This is a genomic window from Paenibacillus lentus (assembly GCF_042714055.1).
In the GTDB taxonomy this organism is placed as follows: domain Bacteria; phylum Bacillota; class Bacilli; order Paenibacillales; family Paenibacillaceae; genus Fontibacillus; species Fontibacillus lentus_A.
Window position 1 is genome coordinate 210569 of record NZ_JBHGVC010000003.1, and the last position, 23607, is coordinate 234175.

General features: G+C 49.1%; 20 protein-coding genes. 18 read left to right on the plus strand and 2 right to left on the minus strand.

Features of this window, described 5'->3' with window-relative positions; all coding sequences use genetic code 11:
- Positions 1–10: 10 nt before the first annotated feature.
- Positions 11–1102, minus strand: a complete 1092-nt coding sequence (locus tag ACE3MQ_RS07700; protein WP_379392033.1) for a coiled-coil domain-containing protein — start codon at positions 1100–1102, stop codon at positions 11–13.
- Between the two features lie 192 nt (positions 1103–1294).
- Entirely contained in the window at positions 1295–1531 is a 237-nt protein-coding gene (locus ACE3MQ_RS07705; protein ID WP_379392034.1) for a DUF2626 family protein, read from the minus strand.
- 346 nt (positions 1532–1877) lie between these two features.
- Between ACE3MQ_RS07705 and ACE3MQ_RS07710 the strand changes: the two genes are divergently transcribed.
- From ACE3MQ_RS07710 to mraY, 18 genes are all read left to right on the plus strand, one after another.
- Positions 1878–2531: an RsfA family transcriptional regulator gene (locus ACE3MQ_RS07710; RefSeq protein WP_379392035.1), complete on the plus strand. Its 654-nt coding sequence runs from the start codon at positions 1878–1880 to the stop codon at positions 2529–2531.
- Between the two features lie 110 nt (positions 2532–2641).
- The gene (locus ACE3MQ_RS07715; RefSeq protein ID WP_379392036.1) at positions 2642–3595 is read left to right on the plus strand and encodes a ketopantoate reductase family protein; all 954 of its coding nucleotides are present in this window, start codon (positions 2642–2644) and stop codon (positions 3593–3595) included.
- Positions 3596–3662: 67 nt separating this feature from the next.
- A complete protein-coding gene (locus tag ACE3MQ_RS07720; RefSeq protein ID WP_379392037.1) occupies positions 3663–4046 on the plus strand; it encodes a DUF3397 domain-containing protein in 384 nt (127 codons plus the stop codon).
- Positions 4047–4274: 228 nt separating this feature from the next.
- Positions 4275–5975 carry a peptide ABC transporter substrate-binding protein gene (locus ACE3MQ_RS07725; protein WP_379392038.1) on the plus strand — a complete coding sequence of 567 codons (1701 nt, stop codon included), beginning with the start codon at positions 4275–4277 and terminating at the stop codon, positions 5973–5975.
- A 180-nt stretch (positions 5976–6155) separates the two neighbouring features.
- The gene (locus ACE3MQ_RS07730) at positions 6156–7088 is read left to right on the plus strand and encodes an ABC transporter permease (protein WP_379392039.1); all 933 of its coding nucleotides are present in this window, start codon (positions 6156–6158) and stop codon (positions 7086–7088) included.
- Positions 7089–7091: 3 nt separating this feature from the next.
- The gene (locus ACE3MQ_RS07735) at positions 7092–8042 is read left to right on the plus strand and encodes an ABC transporter permease (protein ID WP_379392040.1); all 951 of its coding nucleotides are present in this window, start codon (positions 7092–7094) and stop codon (positions 8040–8042) included.
- Between the two features lie 11 nt (positions 8043–8053).
- Positions 8054–9040 (plus strand): ABC transporter ATP-binding protein, encoded by a 987-nt coding sequence (locus ACE3MQ_RS07740; RefSeq protein ID WP_379392041.1) that lies wholly within the window; start codon positions 8054–8056, stop codon positions 9038–9040.
- A gap of 5 nt (positions 9041–9045) precedes the next feature.
- A complete protein-coding gene (locus ACE3MQ_RS07745; RefSeq protein WP_379392042.1) occupies positions 9046–9984 on the plus strand; it encodes an ABC transporter ATP-binding protein in 939 nt (312 codons plus the stop codon).
- Between the two features lie 143 nt (positions 9985–10127).
- Positions 10128–11765, plus strand: coding sequence for a bacillithiol biosynthesis cysteine-adding enzyme BshC (gene bshC, locus ACE3MQ_RS07750; protein WP_379392043.1), 1638 nt, complete (start codon positions 10128–10130; stop codon positions 11763–11765).
- 51 nt (positions 11766–11816) lie between these two features.
- Positions 11817–13085, plus strand: a complete 1269-nt coding sequence (locus ACE3MQ_RS07755; protein ID WP_379392044.1) for an adenosylhomocysteinase — start codon at positions 11817–11819, stop codon at positions 13083–13085.
- Between the two features lie 364 nt (positions 13086–13449).
- Positions 13450–13887 carry a division/cell wall cluster transcriptional repressor MraZ gene (gene mraZ / locus ACE3MQ_RS07760; protein ID WP_379392045.1) on the plus strand — a complete coding sequence of 146 codons (438 nt, stop codon included), beginning with the start codon at positions 13450–13452 and terminating at the stop codon, positions 13885–13887.
- A 20-nt stretch (positions 13888–13907) separates the two neighbouring features.
- On the plus strand, positions 13908–14861 hold the full coding sequence (gene rsmH / locus ACE3MQ_RS07765) for a 16S rRNA (cytosine(1402)-N(4))-methyltransferase RsmH (protein ID WP_379392046.1): 954 nt from the start codon (positions 13908–13910) through the stop codon (positions 14859–14861).
- Between the two features lie 22 nt (positions 14862–14883).
- The gene (locus ACE3MQ_RS07770; RefSeq protein ID WP_379392047.1) at positions 14884–15312 is read left to right on the plus strand and encodes a hypothetical protein; all 429 of its coding nucleotides are present in this window, start codon (positions 14884–14886) and stop codon (positions 15310–15312) included.
- Positions 15313–15333: 21 nt separating this feature from the next.
- Positions 15334–17589: a penicillin-binding transpeptidase domain-containing protein gene (locus ACE3MQ_RS07775; RefSeq protein ID WP_379392048.1), complete on the plus strand. Its 2256-nt coding sequence runs from the start codon at positions 15334–15336 to the stop codon at positions 17587–17589.
- Positions 17590–17670: 81 nt separating this feature from the next.
- Complete coding sequence (locus tag ACE3MQ_RS07780) at positions 17671–19617, plus strand: stage V sporulation protein D (RefSeq protein WP_379392049.1); 1947 nt, start codon at positions 17671–17673, stop codon at positions 19615–19617.
- Between the two features lie 113 nt (positions 19618–19730).
- Positions 19731–21221: a UDP-N-acetylmuramoyl-L-alanyl-D-glutamate--2,6-diaminopimelate ligase gene (locus ACE3MQ_RS07785; protein WP_379392050.1), complete on the plus strand. Its 1491-nt coding sequence runs from the start codon at positions 19731–19733 to the stop codon at positions 21219–21221.
- A complete protein-coding gene (locus ACE3MQ_RS07790; protein ID WP_379392461.1) occupies positions 21221–22618 on the plus strand; it encodes a UDP-N-acetylmuramoyl-tripeptide--D-alanyl-D-alanine ligase in 1398 nt (465 codons plus the stop codon). The genes ACE3MQ_RS07785 and ACE3MQ_RS07790 overlap by 1 nt, the downstream gene beginning before the upstream one ends.
- A 23-nt stretch (positions 22619–22641) precedes the next feature.
- Positions 22642–23607 (plus strand): phospho-N-acetylmuramoyl-pentapeptide-transferase, encoded by a 966-nt coding sequence (gene mraY, locus ACE3MQ_RS07795; protein WP_379392051.1) that lies wholly within the window; start codon positions 22642–22644, stop codon positions 23605–23607.

The window sequence follows — 23607 nt, forward strand, 5'->3', positions numbered from 1 at the left end:
AAGAAGCCCTCTACAAAGAGAGCTTCAGCTTGACGGTCAAGGTTCCCTTTTGAATGACGGCTTCCTCAGCTTTCACGAAGGGAACTATTTTTTGTGGATAGAAGCCGAGATCGAAATCATTTTGCAGCTCCAGGCGAGTTGTGTCGGGCAGCTCCAAGCCGTTAAAGACGAGTCGATCCACATGGAAAACAATGGCGTTCTGCGGTTCATTCTCTACAGAATAATGACCTTCTACCCGAAGATCCAGGCCTTCCCGGCTTCCCGTGGCAATGATCTTCTCCTCCTCGAAAATGAAGGCCATGTTGCTGAGCAGCGCATTTTTGCCGTGCAGAAATGCATTCAAATCTTCCTCGCGAATAACGAGCACATATCCCCCGTTTTCCGACACTAGGCTGTCTTGATGATCCTTAAGAAAATCTTGAAAATCCATCATTGCGGAAGCGAGGGCGCGGAAGTAGCGGCGCACTTCGTGTAAACCGACATTCTCCCAATAGGTCGTAAGTTCTTCAATCATTGCCCTTAGATGCTCGGGATCGGTGCTGGCTCCAAGCTTCCCGTCTACGCTGCGCTGCAGCTCTACTACCCGCTCGCGCTGTTTCAATAAATTGTTCTTCATTTCTTCAAGCTCGCCTGCCAGCGCAGACAACTGCTTGTTTGACTTGTTCAGCTTCGCGAGCTCCTTCTTGTATGCTGCCAAAACGTCGCGATCCCTTTCCATGATCAACTGATAATAATCCAGTACGGTAAAGAAATCCTTCCAGCTGTTCGCCGATAACAGGGCCGCAAGCAAGTCCTCGCGTTCTCCCATGTAGTAAGCTCTAAGCCGGGCGCCCGCTCGTTCCTGACTGACAAGCATCTGACCCTCTGTCTTGGCAAGCTCCCGAGATAGCTTAAGCATTGAGCGTTCGGTATCCTGCTGTTTGATCTCGATTCGGGTAATTTCTCTGTCGATTTCGACGATGGACAAGCTCTTCTCCAAAACTTCCTGCTCCTCTTCCGATAACGGCAATGCATAGGCCGGAGGAATAGGAAAGACCAATGTCATGAATAATGACGCAATCAAAGCGCAAGAGGAGCAGAAGGATATGATACGTCTGTTCAAGAGCGTTCCTCTCCTTGGGTTGATCTAAGTATATATATGATAACAGGACAAGAAATAGCAGGGGTAGTTCAAAATGTCATATAGCCGCTTTTTTATCATGAAGCAGCTCAACGAAAAAGGGCGCTCCGGCACCGGCCGAATCGCCCTTGATTGAAAGAGTGAGTTGATCATACTCGTCCACCACACTATAGGTTAGAGAGGCAATCCCATCTGGAAGATCGTCCAGTAACTGAAGCCCGTAAAGGCGACAATCATGTATCCCCAGAAAAGCAGGATATACGTTCTCTCCGTAAAATTCAAGTAACCGAAAATGACGAAAAAAGCCGTTTGCAGGAAAAATAGCAGGGCCATTTCAATATGGTTACCAGCGAAAGCCATAAGTCCAATCGTCAATGTGAAAAAGCCAAGGACGCGGTACATGCGTGCCACAAATAAGTCCCCCTTTCGTATGTATCGGCGACATCCAATTTTCTATACCTCATTATACCCATAACCCTAACAACTGTAAACGAAAAGTCATGAAAGTTTAACGATTGAATCGCAATAAGTGATTAATGTTATTGAGCCGTAAATTACGGAATTAAAGAAATCTCCACTTTTTATCGAATGAGGTATGACAGCCCTTTATTTTGGATATACAAAATAGTATCAAATAGATTCTATGAACTCTATGAGAGGCATAGGATGGAGTAAGAAGCTTTTTTACCAATACACCGGCCCGGAAATGTGCCCGGAAGACGGTTATATTAGGATGTCGTTAGGAGGTTTTTATAGCATGACAGCTGTGAGACAAGATGCATGGAGCGCGGAGGATGATTTGATTCTGGCCGAGGTAACCTTGCGCCATATCCGCGAAGGCAGTACCCAACTAACTGCGTTTGAAGAGGTGGGAGAACGAATCGGGAGAACCGCAGCAGCTTGCGGTTTCCGCTGGAACAGCTGTGTTCGCAAAAAGTACGAAGCGGCTATTGGCATTGCCAAGGCTCAGCGGCAGAAACGGAACTATATGAAAAAGCAAGGGTCAATCACGAATCATTCTTCGATCGCTTCATTGGCTTCTGTAGATCTGGAAGAAGGACTCTATAAAAGTGAAGGCGTTACAGAAGAAACGATTTCTATCGATGCGGTCATCCGTTTTTTGCGGGGGTGGAAGAACACAGTTCAGGAAACGAGCAGATATGTAAAGCAGTTAGAGAAAGAGCTTCGCGAAAAAGACGAAGAACTGGCTATGCTGCGTGAGGAGAAGAATCGCTTATCTAATCAGGTCAATGAAGTGCAGACCGATTACCGCGTCGTGAATGACGACTATAAAGCGTTGATTCAAATTATGGACCGGGCTCGTCGGCTTGCATTCCTGAACGAAGAGGATGAAGAGCTCAAGACAAGATTCAAAATGGATGCCAACGGCAATCTAGAGCGAATCGAATAAAATATGTGGCAAATTGAAATTCCGGCACAATATTGCCGGAATTTCTTTGTGTTGCGAGGATAAGGTCTGGTATAAAGGAAATAACAGAAACGCGAAAAAGGGTGGACGAGATGAAATTCGAAATGATTGGGGCTGGGGCGCTCGGTCTGCTGTTCGGCGGCAAATTGGCGGCTTTCGGGCAGGAGGTGCGGTTTTGGACGAGAATGGCTGAACAGGCCGAACTGCTGGCTGCGCAGGGCATCATGCTGCAGGAAGGAGAAGAACAATCCCCGATAGGAATTACAGGCCTGACAGCCTATGCGCTTCAAGAGGCCTCTTCCCGAATAGCAGCACATCCGTTTTCGGACTGGGTGCTGCTGTTGACGAAACAGCGGCATATCAATCAGGAATTAGTTCAGGCGCTAGAGCCATTAATAGGAGAAAATACGCAAATTCTTTGCTTCCAAAATGGAATCGGACATTTGGAGCTGCTGGGCAGGGCTTTTCCAGCGACACCAATCTATGCGGCCATTACAACCGAAGGAGCTAAGCGGATCGATTCGTATCACGTTATCCGTTCAGGGAAGGGGTTAACTTCTATCGGCATGGCTGAAAATGGTGGGGAATGGACGGATCTGTCTTTAAAAAATGCAGCGGAAAAATTAATTGATACGTTGGGCACGGCAGGATTTTGCACTCTTCTGTCGAAAGACATCGATAGGGAAATTTACAGGAAACTACTGATTAATTCGGTCATTAATCCGCTTACCGCCATGTGGCGCATTCCAAATGGGGAGCTTCTGGCAACGGAAGAACGGAGAGCGATGGTGAAGCAGCTTTGCGAAGAGGCCATGGCGATTTATGCTGCAAAAAGCATCTATTTCGTGGGAGATGCTTATGACGTTGTAGCGGAAGTATGCCGCTCGACGGCGAGCAATATGTCTTCGATGCTGAAGGACGTTATACAAGGTATGCCGACGGAGATTGATTATATCAACGGTCGACTCGTTGAGATGGCCAAGCTGACCGGAGTTCCGGCTCCTGGTCACGAAATGATATGGCGGCTTGTCCGCGGATTACAGTAGAAATATTACAATTTATGGAATTGGAAAGCAAAAATTATTTCATTGAATTTTTGCAGGAGGTGGAACTATGAGTCTGTTAAGTAACACTTTAGCCGTTCTCGGTATTGTACCAATCATTCCTTTTTTGCTCGTCTATTTTATCCATTATTATGTGAAAAAAGATAAAAAAGCGGCTCTGCTTCTTGCGATGGACGTAACGACGCTATTTCTAATATTAGCGGCTGCAGCCTTGTTTAATATCGTGTTCAAATCCGGCTTTGGTCTATATCTGATCGTTCTCGTGCTGCTTATTGCCGGCGGACTGATCGGCGGCGCCCAGAATCGCCTGAAAGGAAAGGTCGACGTCAGGCGATTGCTTCGTGCGGTATGGCGATTAGCATTTGCCGGGACAGGCGTTGCATACATTCTTTTATTCCTGATTACTTTCATTACATATATTTCGGCGGCGTGACTCAACATAAAACGAGTGTGCAAATATTTTCACAGTTTGCACACTTTTACCGGTCAAAACTCGGACATATGATGAAGCCAATATTGTTGAAAGGACTATTTTGTTAAGAAAAAGCAAAGGATTTTATTAACAATAGTTCAATTTCTGAAATTTTGTATTGGATTTTTTGACCGCTGGTTGTATAATCTAAAAACATATACCACAAATTTTTAAGGGGGATATTGCTAGATGAAGAAGAATAAGAGTCTCTTGCTTCTTTTGACATTGGTATTGGCGCTAAGCACGTTGCTTGCTGCTTGCGGATCCAATGACAAAGGTGCCTCAAACGGCGGCAAGAACAACGCACCTGCCGAAAATGGAAACAGTGGTGAGGTGAAGCTGGCTGCGGATCAAACGCTTAGAGTTAATATGAGCGCTGAGCCTCCAACATTCGACCCTGCCCAGGCACAAGATAGCCAAGCTAACACTGTCCTCAAAACCATGTACGAGGGTCTTGCTCGCATGGACGATCATGGACAACCGATTCCTGCTGCAGCGGAAAAATGGGATGTGGACGGCACGAAATATACGTTCACTCTTCGTAAAGACGCTAAATGGAGCAACGGCGACCCTGTAACAGCACACGACTTCGTGTTTGCTTGGGAGCGCGTTCTGAGCCCGAATACACAACCAGCAGCACCTTATGCATATCAACTGTACTACTTGAAAAACGCTCAAGAATATAATGAAGGCAAAATTACCGATTTCAGCCAAGTTGGCGTAAAAGCAACTGATGACTACACATTGGAAGTTGAACTCGTTGCACCAACACCTTATTTCCTTGGTCTGACATCCTTCTACACGTTCTACCCTGTTCACCAATCTGTTAAAGATGATGCGAAATGGGCAGTAGATGCAAGCAAAATGATCGTTAACGGTCCGTTTACATTGACAACTTGGATCAAGGGCCAAACGATCGAAGTAACTAAGAACGAAAATTATTGGGACAAAGACAGCATTAAGCTGAGCAAAATTACGATGTCTCTTGTAAATAGTGGAGCAACCGAGCTCACCAGCTATAGAAACAATGAATTGGATCGTGCAGGGCACCCGAACGGTGAAATTCCTACCGACCAAATTCCAAATGTTCAAACAGAATTAAAAGACGAGTATAAAGTTAGTAACATTGCAAGTACTTACTACTATCAATTTAACCTGACAGCAAAACCGTTTGATAACGCTAAAATTCGTAAAGCATTCGCCATGTCCATCGATCGTCAAATCATCGTCGACAAGTTAACGCTTGGTGGACAATCTCCAGCATTCGGGTTCATACCTCCACGTATTAACGGGGTAAATGATGAATACCGTACGGAGAACAAAGATGACTTTTTTACGGAAAACCTGGAGGAAGCCAAAAAGCTTCTTGAAGAAGGCATGAAAGAAGAAGGATATACGAAACTTCCTGACATTACATTGATTTACAATTCCAGCGAAAGCCATAAAAAAATCGCTCTTGCTGTAGCTGATATGTGGAAGAAAAACCTTGGTGTTGACGTGAAAACGGAAAACCAAGAGTGGGGCGTCTTTATCGAGAACCGCAAAAACCTGAACTACCAAGTTGCACGTGCTGGTTGGAGCGCGGACTATAACGATCCGATGACATTTATCGATTTGTGGACTTCCAACAGCGGCAACAACGACATCGGCTTCAAGAACGAGGAATACGACAAGCTAGTCGCTGAAACAAAAGTATTGGAAGATAACGTAAAACGTAACGAGAATATGAAAAAAGCCGAAGAAATCTTCATTAAAGACAACATGGCTATTTTGCCGATTTACTACTACACCAACGTAGCGGTAGAAAAACCATGGCTCAAAGACGTATCGCTTGATTTCAGCGGTGCGATCGACTATACTCGCGCGTACATTACGGATCAACGCAAGTAATTTGAATAGCTACTCCGGGATATATATGTGGGTATTCCATATATATCCCGTTTTTTTGTATGTGGTCAGGAAACTTCCAAGCTTTGCGTACTTATGGCAATTATATTGAATAGACATTGTGAAAGAATTATCCTAAAATCGATTTATGTCGAAATTTATCATAAGGAGGTGCTAACGGGCATGGTTCGTTATATTGCCAATAAGTTTTTTTATATGTTGGTTTCGTTGTTCATTCTGATCTCGGCCACCTTCTTTCTGATGCAAGCAATTCCAGGGGATCCATTAACCTCAGAGAAACAGGTGCCGCCTGCGATCCAGGAGCGCCTGCGTGAACAATTAGGTTTGGATAAGCCCGTTTATCAACAGTATTTGAAATATCTAGGGAATATCGCTCAAGGGGATCTCGGGATTTCGATGAAGAAGATCAATCAGGACGTCTCTGACATCATCGGACAAACGTTTTCTACTTCATTGAAGCTTGGGCTGGTTGCTATTATTGTAGCGGTTATCGTCGGTGTACTGCTCGGAATGCTGGCAGCGCTGTATCATCGCAAGCTGATCGATAATATAGCGATGGTGCTAGCGGTGCTTGGCATTGCTGTCCCCAGCTTCGTTGTCGCAACCTTGCTTCAATATGTCTTTTCTTCAAAGCTTCAATTGCTGCCGACGATGGGCTTTAACGGGCCGATGTATTATATTCTGCCGGTGGCAGCTTTGACGGCGCAGCCGATCGCTTTTATTGCCCGCTTGACCCGTTCGAGCATGCTGGAAGTGCTGCACGCTGATTATATCAAGACAGCTAAAGCGAAAGGCTTAGGCTGGATGGCTATATTGTTCCGTCACGTCATTCGTAATGGAATTATGCCGGTTGTCACTTATTTAGGCCCGATGACGGCCAATATCGTTACCGGTTCCGTTGTTATCGAGCAAATTTTCGGGATCGGCGGAATTGGAAAGCAATTCGTTGAGGCCATTGGCGTCCGCGATTACCCGGTCATTATGGGGATTACGATATTCTATGGAATCCTGCTGATGCTGGCTCGCTTTATCACCGATATCGCGTATGTATTCGTAGATCCCCGCATTAAACTTAACAAAGGAAAGGAGGGGTAACGGATGGATTTAAAACCGATGAAAGTAATGCCGGCCCCTGCTGACCTGAAGCCGGAGGATTTCCGCAAAATCGGCACGGACGAGAAGGAAGCTGAAGTCATTCAGCGTGAAAGTATTTCCGCTTGGAAAGATGCCTGGTATCGCTTGCGCAGCAACAAGCTGGCGATGGGCGCCCTTGGCATGCTGGCGTTAATCGTTATTGCAGCCATTGTTGGCCCGATGATTTCAGAATACAACTATTATTCTAACGATTATCTGAATACGAATGCGAAGCCGTCTGCGGAGCATTGGTTCGGAACCGATGATCTCGGACGCGACGTGTTCGTCCGTACCTGGATGGGGGCAAGAATCTCCCTGATCGTAGGCTTGGCCGCTGCTTGTATCGACTTGTTGATCGGCGTCATTTATGGCGGCATTATGGGTTATTTTGGCGGTCGTGTAGATGAAATTATGAATAAGTTTTCAGAGATTCTGTATTCGATCCCTTACCTTCTGGTAACAATTCTGCTGCTTGTCGTTATGGAGCCGAGTCTGGGCACGATTATCTTGGCATTAACGATTACCGGGTGGATTAACATGTCATGGATTGTTCGCGGTGAGATCATGCAGCTGAAAAACCGTGAATTCGTACTTGCTTCCCGCTCCATGGGTGCAGGCTCGGGGCGTCTTTTGTTCCGCCACCTGCTTCCGAATGCCGTAGGGCCGATTATTGTTACCGTGACGTTGTCCGTTCCAAACGCGATTTTTGCCGAAGCGTTCCTTAGCTTCCTCGGACTGGGCGTACAAGCGCCAATCGCTTCCCTTGGTTCGATGATCAACGATGCTCTTACCGGCTGGTTGTACTATCCTTGGCGCATGCTGTTCCCAGCTATTCTCATTAGCTTAACCATGCTGTCATTTAACATATTCGGCGATGGTCTTCGTGACGCGCTGGATCCAAAACTGAAGAAGTAGGAGGTGGAATGATGGAACCGATTTTACAAGTTAAGGATCTGCATGTATCCTTTCAGGTTAAAGGCGGAGAAGTAAAGGCCGTTCGAGGCATGAACTTTGAAATAGGTAAAGGGGAAACGGTTGCTATCGTCGGTGAGTCGGGCAGTGGTAAAAGCGTCACCGCCCAAACAATCATGCGCCTGATCCCGTCCCCTCCATCAATGATCAAGCAAGGTGAAGTCCTGTTCCAAGGACAGGACTTGCTGAAGAAAAGCATGAAACAAATGGAAGCTATTCGCGGTAAAGATATCGGCATGATATTCCAGGACCCGATGACCTCCTTGAACCCAACTATAAAGGTCGGTAAGCAAATTACCGAAGTGTTAATTAAACATCAGAATATGTCAGCGGCTGAAGCTAAATCCCAAGCTATTGAGATGCTGAAACTTGTAGGCATTAAAAATGCGGAAGCTCGCTTTAACCAATATCCCCATGAATTCTCCGGAGGGATGCGTCAACGCGTGATGATCGCGATCGCGCTGGCTTGCCGGCCTGCTCTCTTGATTGCCGATGAGCCGACGACCGCCCTTGACGTAACGATACAGGCTCAAATTATGGATGTGATGAAGGAGATGCAGCAGCGTCTCGGAACATCTATTATACTGATTACGCACGATCTTGGTGTCGTAGCCGGCATGTGCGATCGCGTTATCGTCATGTATGCCGGGGAAGTGGTAGAAACCGGAACGAAATGGGAGATTTTCAAAAATCCACAGCATCCTTATACCAAGGGATTGCTGCGTTCCATGCCGCGACTGGATCAGAAGAAGGGCGAGCCGCTAATTCCGATTATCGGGACTCCCCCAGACTTGATTAAACCGCCGATAGGCTGCCCGTTTGCAGCCCGCTGTGATCAGGCGATGAAGATCTGTGAACGGATCGACCCGGAAGCTACCGTGTTTAGCGATACGCATACAGCACGGTGCTGGGACTTGCATCCGATGGCGAAGGAGGAGTAGTCGTCTTGAAGAATAATTTGATCGAAGTCGAAGGCTTAAAGAAATACTTCAATGTCGGTGGCGGAAACGTGCTTAAAGCCGTGAATGATATCAGCTTCTCTATCGCGGAAGGCGAGACGCTGGGACTCGTTGGCGAATCCGGCTGCGGCAAATCGACGGCAGGACGTACAATTCTTCGGTTGTACGAGCCTACGGCAGGAAGCGTCAAGTTTAACGGCACGGATATCAGCAAGCTGCCTCCAAAGAAAATGAAGGCGATGCGCCGCGATATGCAGATGATTTTCCAAGATCCGTATGCCTCGCTAAATCCTAGATTCACCGTAACTGATATTATCGGCGAGGCGCTGGATATCCACAATATGGCCGGCAGCCGTGCAGAACGGAAAAAACGGGTAGAAGAGCTGCTCGATATGGTTGGCCTTAACCCGGATCACGCGACGCGTTACCCGCATGAATTTTCGGGCGGACAGCGTCAGCGGATCGGAATTGCCCGCGCACTTGCGGTCAATCCAAAGTTCATCATCTGTGACGAGCCGATTTCGGCGCTGGACGTGTCGATTCAGGCTCAGGTCGTTAACCTGCTTAAGGATTTGCAGGATCGTCTAGGGCTGACTTATTTGTTCATCGCCCATGACTTGTCTATGGTTAAGCATATTAGTGACAGAGTAGCGGTGATGTATTTGGGCCGCATTGTAGAGCTTGCGGAAAGTGAAGAACTCTATGCTAATCCTATGCATCCCTACACGAAAACGCTTCTGTCCGCCATCCCGATTCCGGATCCGGAGGTAGAGGCGAACAAGAAACGCATTCTGCTGGAAGATGACGCCAATGGTCCGATCCAATCGGCCAACGGCGGTGCCTCGAGCGGAGGTGCCTTTGACTTGGAGAACTCCGAGTTGGTTGAGATATCCAAGGGACATTGGGTATCGATGCCGAAGAAATAACAAGAAATTAAGCTCTCTCAACGTCGCTTTGCGTCGATGGGAGAGCTTTTTGCTGAAATTAAGAGATTCACTTTGACGGGAAAGGAGGACATTCGGTACAATCGAATGGAGGTTTCCGATAAGAACAGGAGGATATGAACCTGATGAACGTTGTTCAAGAGCCTTTACAATCTGGTCAACCGCTGGCGGAGTCCTACATTTCGGACTTTGATGCAGTGGAGCATTTATATGGTGACAATCCCGTTGATGAAGGCAGCTGGACGGCTAGACTGCAATGGCTGGATCGGACGGAGCACCTTCGAGCCGAGCGGGGGAAACTCGTTGAGCGGCTGCGTCAATATAATGCAAGATTCAATCCGGATGCCGCCGTGACGAAATCGTTGAACAAGCTGGAACAGCCGGGAACCGTCGTTATCGCAGGGGGACAGCAAAGCGGCCTGTTCACGGGGCCATTGCTTGTCATATATAAAGCCGTAACCATAATCAAGGCGGCGGAGCGAGCCTCTGCGCTGCTAGGCCGCGATGTCGTTCCGGTATTCTGGATCGCCGGGGAGGATCATGACTGGGATGAGGTGAATCATACATACGTACTCTCACCCGAGCTTGAGGTATGCCGCATCCGCGTTCCACGCGAGGAAGGACGGCGAGGGCCGGTTAGTTATACCCCGGTCAGCGCATTGGAATGGGAAAATGCGACGAGAGAGCTGGAGCAATTGCTGCCGGACAGCGAGTTTAAGGCTGAGCTGCTGCAGCACCTGAGAGAGACATTGTCTGTGTCCGCTTCATTGACGGATGCCTTTGCAAGATTGCTTGGCTCCTGGTTTGGAAAGCATGGACTTGTGCTGCTTGATTCCGCGGATCCGGAATTGCGCAAGCTGGAAACGCCAATGTTTGAAGCGATGATCAGAAGCAACGATGAGCTGGAATCCGCTTATCATGCCGCTTCCGCGGAGATAGCCGCTTCGGGCTATCAGCCGCAAGCAGAAGTGGCTGAGGGCGGGGCGAATCTGTTTTACATTGCAGAAGGAGAACGCATGCTGCTGTTTAAGCGGGATGGCAAATTTGTTGATCGCAAAGGTTTGGTTGCCTTTACCCCCGATGAACTAATTGCCGGGCTGCGCGAGCATCCTGAGCGCTTTAGCAACAATGTGCTGACCCGCCCCGTGATGCAGGATTATTTGCTGCCTGTACTGGGTTCCGTCCTTGGCCAAGGAGAGATTGCTTATTGGGGACTCACGCGGAATGCTTTCGAGCTGCTGAAGCTGCGGATGCCGATTCTGCTGCCCCGGATGTCGTTCACGATCGTGGACGCTGCACTGCAAAAGCATATGGACAAATATGGTCTGACATGGGAAGATGTAATGGATCATAATGTATTTGAAAGGATCAAGGCCGACTGGCTGGCCAAGCAGGATAAGCTGCAGCTGGATACGCAGTTTGAAGAAATGAAAACGGCATTCGCCGGCTTATACGATCCATTGATTGAGCAGCTAGGCCATGTAGAGAAGGGTCTGCTCAGGCTTGGCGGTACAAATAAAGCTAAGATTATCGAGCAAATGGATTTCTTGCAATCTCGCGTCAAGGATGCGCTTGAGAGAAGCAATGAAGCTGGCCTGCGGCATTTTGACCGTATTGAATTGTCGCTATTTCCGCAGCATAAGCCACAGGAGCGAGTATTCAATATTTATGCCTATTTAAATCGCTACGGCTTCGATTGGATTGACCGTCTGATGGAGGTTCCGTATGAGATGATGGGGCAGCACAGAATCATCTACGTTTAGAGGCAGCTCAAAAACAGATTTATTACGTTTTTTAATTAGGAGGTTACTGCATTGACGACAAAATCGATTCAGAACAGTGTTATTGCGGACTTGAAGCTGGCCCCGGAGGGACATTTGAAAATCGACTGGGTTGAAGCCCATATGCCGGTGCTTAACCGCATTCGCAAGCAATTCGAGCAGGAGCAGCCCTTCAAAGGCTTGAAGGTAGCGATTTCCTTGCACTTGGAAGCAAAAACCGCCTATTTGGCTAAAGTGGTTCAAGCTGGCGGGGCCGAGGTTACCATTACCGGAAGCAATCCGCTCTCTACTCAGGATGATGTGTGTGCGGCGCTTGTCGAAGATGGCGTAACGGTGTTTGCGAAATACAATCCTGATCCGAAGGAATATAAAGAGCTGATGATTCGCGCCCTGGAGAACAAGCCGGATCTCATCATTGATGACGGGGGGGATCTGGTCAGCATTCTGCATTCCGAGCGTCCGGACTTGCTTGAGAACGTTCGCGGCGGTGCTGAGGAAACCACGACCGGCATCCTGCGCCTCAAAGCGATGGAGAAGGAAGGCCAGCTGAAATTCCCTATGGTAGCGGTCAATGACGCTTACTGCAAATACTTGTTTGACAACCGTTATGGAACGGGTCAATCGGTATGGGATGGCATTAACCGCACGACAAACCTGGTCGTTGCTGGCAAAACAGTTGTCGTTGTAGGCTATGGCTGGTGCGGTAAAGGAGTTGCTATGCGTGCCAAGGGCCTTGGAGCCAACGTCATTGTTACGGAAATTGACGCAATTAAAGCGGTCGAAGCTTATATGGATGGATTCCATGTCATGCCGATGATCGAAGCGGCTAAACTTGGCGACTTCTTCGTTACCGTTACAGGCAATCGCGACGTCATTCGCGGAGAGCACTATGATGTGATGAAGGATGGAGCGATTCTGTCCAACGCGGGCCACTTCGACGTTGAGGTGAACAAACCTGAGCTGCAGGAGCGTTCTGCTTCGGTGCGCACCGTGCGGCGCAATATCGAGGAGTATCAATTAAAGGATGGACGCAAAATGTACATTCTGGCTGAAGGTCGCCTAGTGAACCTGGCAGCCGGAGACGGACATCCTGCCGAAATTATGGATATGACCTTTGCTCTGCAAGCCATGTCCTTGAAGTACGTAAATGAGCATTATAAAGAGATTGGTGCATCTGTCGTTAACGTCCCGTATGAGTTGGATGAGCAGGTCGCGCGCTACAAGCTGGAAAGCCTCGGATTTGGCATCGATCAGCTTACTGAAGAACAGCGCGCTTATTTGGACAGCTGGCAGGAACACTAAGAAGAGCTGTAGAGTGTGATTCATTATAGCAATATCGATCCATTAAGGCGGTCAGGAATATTATTTCCTGGCTGCCTTTTTGCGTGATTATAACCAAGGGGGCTCTGTTTCATGCTGTGACCAGCAGCTTTCAAAGGGCACTGCGCTTATTTCTTTTTCGGGACTTTAGACCCTTTGTCAATGTTCTTTATACCTAACTATTTTATGTAAAACTTGGAATTATGCAAGGGTTGGCAAAAATATGCGTTTTCACTAAAAAATAATTTGCTTTATAGGAGGATTTTACGCTAGAATGCAGAATAACTAGTCATGAGTGGTGGAAAGTGGTGCAAAGTGGGGGAAAGAGGTAAGGGGTGACGGTTCAATGTTTATGGGGGAATTCCAACATAGCATTGATGACAAAGGCCGGATTATTATACCGGCTAAATTTCGTGATCTTCTTGGAGCCTCTTTTGTCGTTACCCGCGGCTTGGACCAATGCCTCTTTGTGTATCCGATGGAGGAATGGGCCGTGCTGGAGCAGAAGCTCAAAGCCCTCCCTTTGATGAAGTCTGATGCTCGTGCCTTCACCCGCTTTTTTTTCTCGGGTGCGACGGAATGCGAGTGGGACAAACAGGGAAGGGTAAATTTACCGGGCAATCTGCGGCAGTACGCTAAGCTGGAGAAGGATTGCGTCGTTCTTGGCGTGTCGAATCGCGTTGAAATTTGGAGCCGCGACACCTGGGAGCAGTATTTCCAGCAATCGGAGGATACCTTTAATGACATTGCAGAGAAATTGGTTGATTTTAATTTTGATTTGTAGACGGTCTGGAGGGCTGCAGCTTGTTTCATCACATCACAGTGCTTAAAGAAGAAGCGACAGAAAGGCTGCGCATCAAGCCGAATGGTATTTATGTAGATTGTACCTTGGGGGGCGGAGGGCATAGCTCGGTTATTCTGTCTAAGCTTGGAGCTGACGGCAGGCTGATCGCCTTTGATCAGGACGATTGGGCGCATAGTCATGCCAAAGCCAATTTGTCTTCCTACGGGGAGCAATTAACCTTGGTGCGAAGCAATTTTCGATATTTACAGGAAAAGTTGTCCGAGCTGGAATGGGTCCCTCAAAAACAGGGTGTGCCTCAGGTCGATGGGATCCTGTTTGATTTAGGCGTATCATCGCCCCAATTTGATGAGGGTGAGCGAGGCTTCAGCTATAACGCGGATGCAGCGCTGGACATGAGAATGGATCAGACGGCCGGCCTCACTGCCAGAGAAATTGTGAATGAATGGCCTGAACGTGAGATTGCCCGTATTTTGTTCCAGTACGGCGAAGAAAAATTTTCAAGGCGTATCGCTAAAGTAATCGTGGAGAAGCGTTCCGAGCATCCGATTGAAACGACGGGCCAGCTTGTTGAACTCATTAAAGAGGGAATACCGGCAGCCGCGCGCCGGACTGGCGGACACCCGGCCAAGCGAAGCTTTCAGGGGTTGCGAATCGCGGTCAATGACGAGTTGGGCGCGTTTGAGGATGGTTTGCATGCTGCAATTCGTTGTCTGGCACCAGGTGGAAGAGTTTCAGTAATTACCTTTCATTCGCTAGAAGACCGGATTTGCAAGCAAATTTTTGCAAAATTTGTCGAGAGATGTACGTGCCCTCCTGATTTTCCGATGTGTGTTTGCGGGGGAAAGGGAGAGCTGAAGCTGATCAACCGGAAGCCGGTGGTTCCTTCAGAACAGGAACTGGTTGATAATCCCCGGGCGCGTTCAGCAAAATTACGCGTAGCGGAGAAATTGTAATCTGTAGCGGAGGAAAATTGATATGGCCTATACACGGGGTAACTTGGCGGTAAAAGAAAAAACTCAAGAACGCGGCTACCAGTCAGAGCGCTATCGCGAAACGACGAAGGTCGTTACTCGCAAGTCTTCGCTTCCTGTCCGGGAGAAGCTGCTGTACATGTTTACAATCATGTTCTGTGTAGCCGTGATGGGCGGTTTGCTGTGGCAAAATGGTAATCTGTATAGCATCAAACGGGATATGTATAATCTGAATTCCGAAATGCAGAAGCTGAATGCCGAGATGAATGAGCTGACAATTCAGAAAGAGAAGCTGGAGGAGCGAATTCCTGAGGAGGCCGCTAAGCTCGGTTACACAGCATCGGATGAAGAAGGTTTTCACGTGCAAATTTCAGCGGAGAATGGAAGCAAGGCTGCTAACTCGGGAGACGCAGCAAAGATCGCCCGGAAATAAAGATTTAAAGAGGTTCTAGCCATGATCAAAAGAATCAGATTGCGAACGCTGCTCATAGGGGGAATTATTACCCTCTTTTTTGCTGTATTGATGGGGAAAGTGTTTTGGGTTCAGGTCGTACAGGCGGATTTCTGGCAAGCCCATGCGGAAAAAGTGTGGTCGAAGAAAAAAACGATTCCAGCCAGTCGCGGTAAAATAACGGATCGAAACGGCGATATACTTGCGGTGGATGCACCTGCCTATACCGTTGCCATCAATCCTAAGCTTATTCATGAGCTTGGGATCCAGGAGGACATCGTGAAGGGGCTTCATGATATTCTCGGGAAGAAAGAAGACGAGCTGCGCGAACTGGTGAATGCCAAAAATGAAGATGGCGAGTACTATAGGCAGCGCGAAGTGCGCAGAGAGGGCTGGAAGATCGATCAGGATGTGAAGGATCAGGTTGAGCAGCTTAAAAACGACCTGATGAAAGAGCATGACCTTGAGGATGTAGGTATTATTCTCATCAAGGATAAGAAGCGTTACTACCCGAAGCAAAGTCTTGCAGCGCATATTCTCGGATATGTCAATCGTGAAGGTGAAGCTGTGCAAGGAACGGGAATTGAAGCTTTTTACGATGAGGAGCTCAAGGGCCAGGATGGCTCGCTTGAATATAAGAGCGATGGCCGCGGAATTGAAATTCCGAAAGCTAGCGAAATTTATACGCCAGTAACAAATGGAAAAGAATTACAGCTGACGATTGACTACACAATCCAGTATTATATCGAAGAGGCGATGAAGGAAGCTTACGCCGAATTGAAACCGATCAGCATGACGGTGATTGCCGCTGACCCGAAAACCATGGAGATTCTGGGCATGGCGAATATGCCGACCTACAATCCGAATGAATACTGGAAAGACGTCGATCCGAAGAATTTCTATAATCATGCAATTAAATCCGTATATGAGCCAGGATCCACGTTTAAGATCGTTACTTTGGCAGGAGCGGTTCAGGAGGGAATGTTCAATCCAAACGATAGCTTCATGTCCGGCAGTATCCGCGTACCCGGTCAAACGATTCACGACATGAGACGGTCTGGGTGGGGGGCCATTTCCTATCTGGAGGGCGTCAAGCGCTCTAGTAACGTTGCATTTGTCAAGCTCGGCTACGAGAAGCTGGGGCCCGAGCTGCTCAAGCAGTACGTCGATAATTTCGGTTTCGGCCAAAAGACCGGCATTGAGCTTCCCGGCGAGGCCAAGGGAAAGGTAAGTCCCGTATACCAAGCTGACTATGCTGCCATGTCCTACGGGCACGGGCAGCTGCTTGTTACCCCGATGCAGCAGGTAGCCGCGGTAGCGGCTGTGGCGAACGGCGGTAAATTGATGGAGCCGCATATTGTCAAATCCGTCACCGACCCACATACCGGCGAGACGGTGACTACGCAGCCGAAGGTCATTCGTGAGGTGATGTCGCCGGAGAAAGCGAAGGAAGTAGGCGGCTATTTGGAGCAGGTCGTCTCGGATAGAAAGATCGGAACCGGGCGCCATGCTTATATTGACGGATATCGCATAGCCGGTAAGACGGGCACTGCGGTTAAACCCGCCAAGGGCGGTGGATATGACTATTCCAAACAGGTTGTTTCCTACCTTGGATATGCGCCAGTGGACGATCCTAAAATCGTTATTCTCGTACTTATTGACGAACCGAGAAATTCCGAGCTTGGCGGAGGTACGGCGGCAGGTCCGATCGTGAAGAAAATTCTAAATCAGGTACTGCAATATATGGGCGTACCGAAGCAGCTTGATAAAGAGGGCACGAATTCGGCAGTCTCATCCGGCAGCGGCACGAAGGCGCCGGAACTCAGCGGGCTGCTAGTCCAAGAAGCAAAGGATTTGCTTGCAGGCAAGGGTGTTTCCTACGCCACCTTGGGGAACGGAAGCAAGGTCGTGTCCCAATTCCCGAAGGCTGGAACACATCTGAAGTCAGGCCAGCATATGTACATTCTGACGGAAGAGGGCCAGCACCTGAATATACCTAACGTGAAGGGACAATCCTTGCGCGATGCGATGGAGCTGTTGTCGGTGCTGCAGGTATCTGTAAAAACAGCAGGCGAGGGCTATGTTGTTGATCAGAAGGTAGCGGAGGTTCAAGGTCAAAGACAGGTGACGCTTGTACTGGAGCCTCTTGGCAAGGATCAGGTAGAAGAAGAGACAGACCAGAATGCACTGGATGAGGCGGAGGAGAAGGATACGGAGGAATCGCAGGATTTGGACGAATCCGCCAGCTCATCCCGATAGCTTGTTCTAACCCCTGTTTGTCCTGAATAGTCATGATAGCAGTATGATCATGTCTTTAGGAACAAACAGGGAGGGCAATCGATGAAAGTATCCAAGGTTACCGTCAGGCGAAGACTGCTGTTACTGCTGATGCTGCTTGTTCTGCTATTTGCGGCCCTGGTCATAAGGCTGGCTTATGTTCAGTTAGGGCAAGGAGCAGAGCTGTCGGCCAGAGCGGAGGATTCATGGCGCCGTAACATCCCTTTCTCGGCCAAGCGCGGGGAAATCAGCGATCGCAGCGGGGTTACGCTCGCCTATAATATAACGACGCCGACGGTCATGGCGATTCCGGTACAGATTAAAGCCCCGGAGGCTACAGCACGCAGCTTGGCACCTTTACTAGGGATGAACGAAGAAGAGATTCTGAAGACAATCACGAAGCGACAATCGATAGTCAGGCTGCAACCCGGCGGACGCAAAATTACGATGGAAAAAGGACAGCAAATTCGTGATTTGGCTCTCCCGGGTATTGTTGTTGCTGAGGATAACAAAAGGTATTATCCTTATGGAGGGCTGGCCGCCCATATCCTAGGCTTTACCGGAAGCTACAATCAGGGACTTACCGGGATCGAGAAAAAATATGACAGCCAGCTGAACGGAATGAATGGAAGCATCTCGTATTTATCCGATGCTGGGGGCAGGCTGATGCCGGGCTCCTCGGAGAAATACGTCCAGCCGAAGGATGGGCTTAATTTGCAGCTTACGATCGACAAGACGATCCAGAGCATTATGGAGAGAGAGCTTGATCAGGCGATGGCCAGACTGCAGGCGGATTCAGCGATCTCTATCGCTATGAATCCCAAAAACGGAGAAATACTAGCGATGGCAGCACGTCCCGGATATGAGCCGGCGGATTATCAGGAGTATCCCGCAGAGGTGTACAATCGCAATCTGCCCATCTGGATGACGTACGAGCCGGGGTCAACGTTTAAGATCATTACCCTTGCAGCGGCTTTGGAGGAGAAAAAAGTAAATCTTAACGAAGGTTTTTTTGATCCAGGCTATATTAAGGTAGCCGGCGCATCGCTTCGCTGCTGGAAAAGGGGCGGTCATGGCAGCCAGACCTTCCTCCAGGTCGTGGAGAACTCCTGCAACCCTGGTTTTGTTACGCTTGGACAACGGCTCGGCAAAGAGACCCTGTTCAAGTATATTAAGGATTTTGGCTTCGGCAGTAAAACGGGAATTGATTTAAGCGGGGAAGAGAACGGCATTTTGTTTAAGCTTACGCAGGTGGGCCCGGTTGAGCTGGCAACGACCTCTTTCGGCCAGGGGGTGTCGGTAACCCCGATTCAGCAAATCACTGCCGTTTCGGCGGCGATTAATGGCGGGAAGCTGTATAAGCCGCATGTAACGAAATCTTGGACCAACCCCGAAACCGGCCAGGTTGTCGACGAAGTAGAGCCGACCGTTGTTCGCCAGGTGATTTCCGAGGAGAGCTCCAAGCAAGTAAGAAATGCTCTGGAGAGCGTCGTAGCGAATGGGACGGGGGGCAATGCCTTTATCGACGGCTATCGAGTCGGCGGCAAGACGGGGACGGCCCAAAAGGTTGTGAATGGAAGGTATTCGACAAGCGAGCATATCGTATCCTTTATCGGCTTCGCGCCTGCAGACGATCCGCAAATTATCGTTTACACCGCCGTAGACAATCCGCAGGGCATCCAATTCGGGGGCGTTGTGGCTGCGCCAATCGTTCGTAATATTTTAACCGATGCCTTGGAATATATGAAAGTTCCTCCCCGCAAAGATCAACTCTCAAAGAAATATAAATACGGGGAAACGAAAATCGTAACCGTTCCGGATTTGATCGGCCACAGCGTGCAGGAACTTTATGAGGATCTGAATATGAACTTTTCCTTGGCTAAATCGGGTGTGGGGAATATTGTCATCAATCAGGCGCCGAAGCCGGGTGCAAGGGTTGAGAGCGGTTCGACGATTCGAATTTATATGGGCAAGGAATCCGAAGCTGAAATAGAACATGACCACCCGTGAATAATATTCCTGAAAAGCCATACTCTTGGTGATAATATAAATGAGTGCTCATTTGGTGATCAGATCATCGGTGACAAGATAATCAACGTAAGAATTCGACGGAGGGGTTTTATATGCTGCTGACAGAACTGGCTACATATTTAATAGCATCTAGAATATATGGTGACGGAGAGACGCTGTGCCAGGGCGTCGCCATTGATTCAAGGCAGGTGAAGGCCGGCGATTTATTCATTTGCCTGCCAGGGCACACGGTGGATGGGCATGACTTCGCACCGCAGGCTGCTGAGCAGGGAGCTGTAGCGCTTGTTGTAGAACGGCATCTAGAGCATATTGATTTGCCGCAGCTCCAGGTTAAGGATAGCAGGCTTGCAATGGCGATTTTAAGTAACGTGTTCTATAATACGCCGAGCTCGCGGATGAAAGTAATCGGAGTAACAGGAACGAACGGCAAGACGACAACGACTTATCTCATTGAACGCATTCTTGCGGATCAGGGTAAAAATACGGGTTTGATCGGTACCATTGAACGAAAATACGGCGGGCAGGCCTTCCCGATGCCGAGAACGACTCCAGAATCGCTCGATTTGCAGCATTACTTGGATGATATGGTTCAAAGCGGTGTGGATTATTGCGTGATGGAGGTATCCTCGCATGCGCTCGAGCAGGGGCGGGTAAAAGGAACGCAGTTTCGTACCGCAGTGTTTACGAACTTGACGCAGGATCATTTGGATTACCATCATACGATGGAAGAATACCGCGCCGCCAAAGGACTGTTTTTCTCCCGGCTTGGGAATGTATATGAGAGAGATCCGAAGCTCCGCAGCTATGCGGTTCTCAATGCAGACGACCCGGCATCCGACTATTTCTCAAAGCAAACGGCAGCCGAGATCGTGACCTATGGCGTAGAGAATAGGGCGGATATTCAGGCTTCGAGCATCGCCGTCACGGCGAAAGGAACCTCCTTCCATGTTGATACGTTTCAGGGCAGCACCGACATTACGCTTCGCATGGTCGGCAAATTCAATGTTTACAACGCTTTGGCCGCGATTGCCGCAGCATTGCTAGAGGGTGTTCCGCTGAATCGGATCAAAGCGAGCTTGGAGGCTCTCAAGGGAGTTGACGGACGGGTCGAGGCTGTCGATGAAGGCCAATCGTTTGCGGTCATTGTCGATTATGCCCATACGCCGGACGGCTTGGAGAATGTGCTTCGCACGGTTGCCGAGTTTGCAGAAGGGCGGGTAATTTGCGTATTCGGCTGCGGCGGAGACCGAGACCGGACCAAACGGCCGATTATGGGCAAAATAGCTGCCAGTTATGCACAGCATGTCATCATCACATCCGATAATCCACGCACAGAGGATCCGAAGGCGATTCTGATTGACATTGCAGCCGGACTGAAAGAGGACAACGTGCCGGAAGAGCGCTACGAGCTGGTTGTCGATCGGCGGGAAGCGATCCAAAAGGCTATTGAAATGGCAAGCAGTGAAGATGTAGTATTGATTGCGGGGAAAGGTCATGAGACCTATCAATTGATCGGTACAGCGGTGCACGATTTTGACGATCGGATCGTCGCTAAAGAAGCGATAAGGGGCTTGAGCAAGTGATAAAAAGAAATTTGAGAGAATTAGCGGCAATGTGCGGCGGAGAAATCCGCAAGCCGGATGATGCCGACCTGATCATAGAAGGTGTTACGACGGACTCACGTCGTATTTCGAAGGGCTGTCTGTTCATTCCGCTTGCAGGAGAGCGGTTTGACGGCCATGATTTTGCGGCCGATTGTCTTGCGGCGGGAGCTAGTGCGGTATTGTGGGACAAAGCCAAGGGTACGCCGCCAGGCCCGGCTATTACCGTAGACAATACACTTGAGGCCCTGCAGCGGCTTGCGCAGAGCTATCTTAGAGAAAGCAAGGCAAGGGTCGTAGGAATTACCGGAAGCAATGGAAAGACGACGACCAAGGATATCGTTTTCTCCTTGCTCTCTACCACGTTCAACGTGCATAAAACACAGGGGAATTTCAATAATCATATCGGGCTGCCGCTTACGATTCTCGCGATGCCGGAGAATGCCGATATCGCCGTGCTGGAGATGGGGATGAGCGGACGGCATGAAATCGAACTGCTGTCCAAGCTGGCTGAGCCGGAAGTGGCGGTCATCACGAATATCGGGGAAGCCCATTTAATGCAGCTGGGTTCCAGGCTGGAAATCGCCCGGGCCAAGCTGGAAATATTGGCAGGCCTGAAATCCGGCGGAACGCTCGTTTATGACGGCGATGAACCGTTGATACCGAAAGTGCTTGGGGAGGCGGATATGCCCAAACCGGAACGCTTTAATACGGTGACCTTCGGTCTGCAGCCTCATAATGACGATTACCCGATCGGTTTAATGTTTCTGGATGACAGCACGGTATTTGCCTCCAGCGCCGGAAGCGAAGAGCCGCTTCATCTGCCGCTGCTGGGCCAGCATAACGTCATCAACTGCCTTGCGGCTATCGCCGTGGCCCGCTATTTCGGTGTGACGGAGCAAGCGATCAAGGAAGGGCTGACCCGGGTGAAGCTAACCGGCATGCGGATTGAGGTCGTTAAAGGCGTCAGTGGAATTACGATTTTGAATGACGCATATAACGCCAGTCCTACAGCCATGAAGGCAGCTATCGGAGTGCTGGAGAATATGAGGGGCTACCGCCATAAAATCGCCGTATTGGGCGATATGCTGGAGCTCGGGGAGACCGAGAATGAACTGCATCGGGAGGTCGGTGCTTTCATAACGGCCGGCAAGCTGGATCAACTGTTCACCTACGGTGCACTAGGGGCGAAGATTGCGGAAGGTGCCGCAGAGCATTTGGACCAAGAGAGTATCCATGCATATACTGATAAAACTGAGCTTATTTCGGGACTGATGAACGTTTTGCATCCTAAAGATGTGGTGCTCGTTAAAGGCTCTCGCGGGATGAGACTGGAGGAAGTCGTGGAAGCCGTTCAAAACAGTGATCTACATCAATAATACCGGCAAAAGGGGGTGATCCCATGGATTTTGGACTTATACTGCTAACGATCGGAGTGTCCTTTATACTGGCCGTTATTTCGGCACCACTGCTCATTCCGCTTCTAAGACGGATGAAATTCGGACAACAGATTCGCGGTGAAGGACCGCAAAGCCATCAGAAGAAAGCGGGAACGCCCACGATGGGCGGTATTGTCATCATATTGGCATTTACACTGGCTTTCCTGAAATTTTCCGTCATTAATACGGATTTCTATGTGCTGCTCGTAGCTACGCTTGGATTCGGCCTGGTTGGTTTTATGGATGATTACATCAAAATTGTATTCAAGCGTTCCTTGGGACTAACGCCCAAGCAGAAATTGTTCGGACAGCTGCTATTCGCCGGTATCGTCTGCGCCCTGTTGATTTCCGAGGGGCATAGCACTGCACTGGGCATACCGGGCACGCAAATCTCGTTTGATTGGGGAGGCTGGTTCTACTATCCCTTTATTATCCTTATGATGCTTGCGATCAGTAATGCGGTGAATTTTACCGACGGACTAGATGGATTGCTGTCGGGAGTAAGTGCTATCGCCTTCGGAGCCTATGCCGTGATCGCGATGCAGGCTACATCGATACCGGCAGCGGTATGCGCTGCCGCGATGATCGGCGCGGTGCTGGGCTTTCTTGTATTCAATGCACATCCGGCAAAAGTATTTATGGGGGACACCGGCTCGCTTGGCATCGGTGGCGCCATCGCTGCCATTGCGATTATAACCAAAAGCGAATTATTGTTTCTTGTGATTGGCGGGGTTTTTGTCATCGAGATGCTATCCGTCGTGCTGCAAGTGATTTCTTTCAAAACACGCGGCAAACGAATATTCAAAATGAGTCCGATTCATCATCATTTCGAACTGTCGGGCTGGTCGGAGTGGCGGGTGGTCGTTACCTTCTGGGCCGTTGGCTTATTGCTTGCAGGCGTTGGACTTTATTTAAACAAGGGGTTGTAA

Coding starts and splice junctions, on each gene's coding strand:
- ACE3MQ_RS07710 (WP_379392035.1), top strand. CDS start 1,878: ATGACAGCTGTGAGACAAGATGCATGGAGCGCGGAGGATGATTTGATT.
- ACE3MQ_RS07715 (WP_379392036.1), top strand. CDS start 2,642: ATGAAATTCGAAATGATTGGGGCTGGGGCGCTCGGTCTGCTGTTCGGC.
- ACE3MQ_RS07720 (WP_379392037.1), top strand. CDS start 3,663: ATGAGTCTGTTAAGTAACACTTTAGCCGTTCTCGGTATTGTACCAATC.
- ACE3MQ_RS07725 (WP_379392038.1), top strand. CDS start 4,275: ATGAAGAAGAATAAGAGTCTCTTGCTTCTTTTGACATTGGTATTGGCG.
- ACE3MQ_RS07730 (WP_379392039.1), top strand. CDS start 6,156: ATGGTTCGTTATATTGCCAATAAGTTTTTTTATATGTTGGTTTCGTTG.
- ACE3MQ_RS07735 (WP_379392040.1), top strand. CDS start 7,092: ATGGATTTAAAACCGATGAAAGTAATGCCGGCCCCTGCTGACCTGAAG.
- ACE3MQ_RS07740 (WP_379392041.1), top strand. CDS start 8,054: ATGGAACCGATTTTACAAGTTAAGGATCTGCATGTATCCTTTCAGGTT.
- bshC (WP_379392043.1), top strand. CDS start 10,128: ATGAACGTTGTTCAAGAGCCTTTACAATCTGGTCAACCGCTGGCGGAG.
- mraZ (WP_379392045.1), top strand. CDS start 13,450: ATGTTTATGGGGGAATTCCAACATAGCATTGATGACAAAGGCCGGATT.
- ACE3MQ_RS07770 (WP_379392047.1), top strand. CDS start 14,884: ATGGCCTATACACGGGGTAACTTGGCGGTAAAAGAAAAAACTCAAGAA.
- ACE3MQ_RS07775 (WP_379392048.1), top strand. CDS start 15,334: ATGATCAAAAGAATCAGATTGCGAACGCTGCTCATAGGGGGAATTATT.
- ACE3MQ_RS07780 (WP_379392049.1), top strand. CDS start 17,671: ATGAAAGTATCCAAGGTTACCGTCAGGCGAAGACTGCTGTTACTGCTG.
- ACE3MQ_RS07785 (WP_379392050.1), top strand. CDS start 19,731: ATGCTGCTGACAGAACTGGCTACATATTTAATAGCATCTAGAATATAT.
- mraY (WP_379392051.1), top strand. CDS start 22,642: ATGGATTTTGGACTTATACTGCTAACGATCGGAGTGTCCTTTATACTG.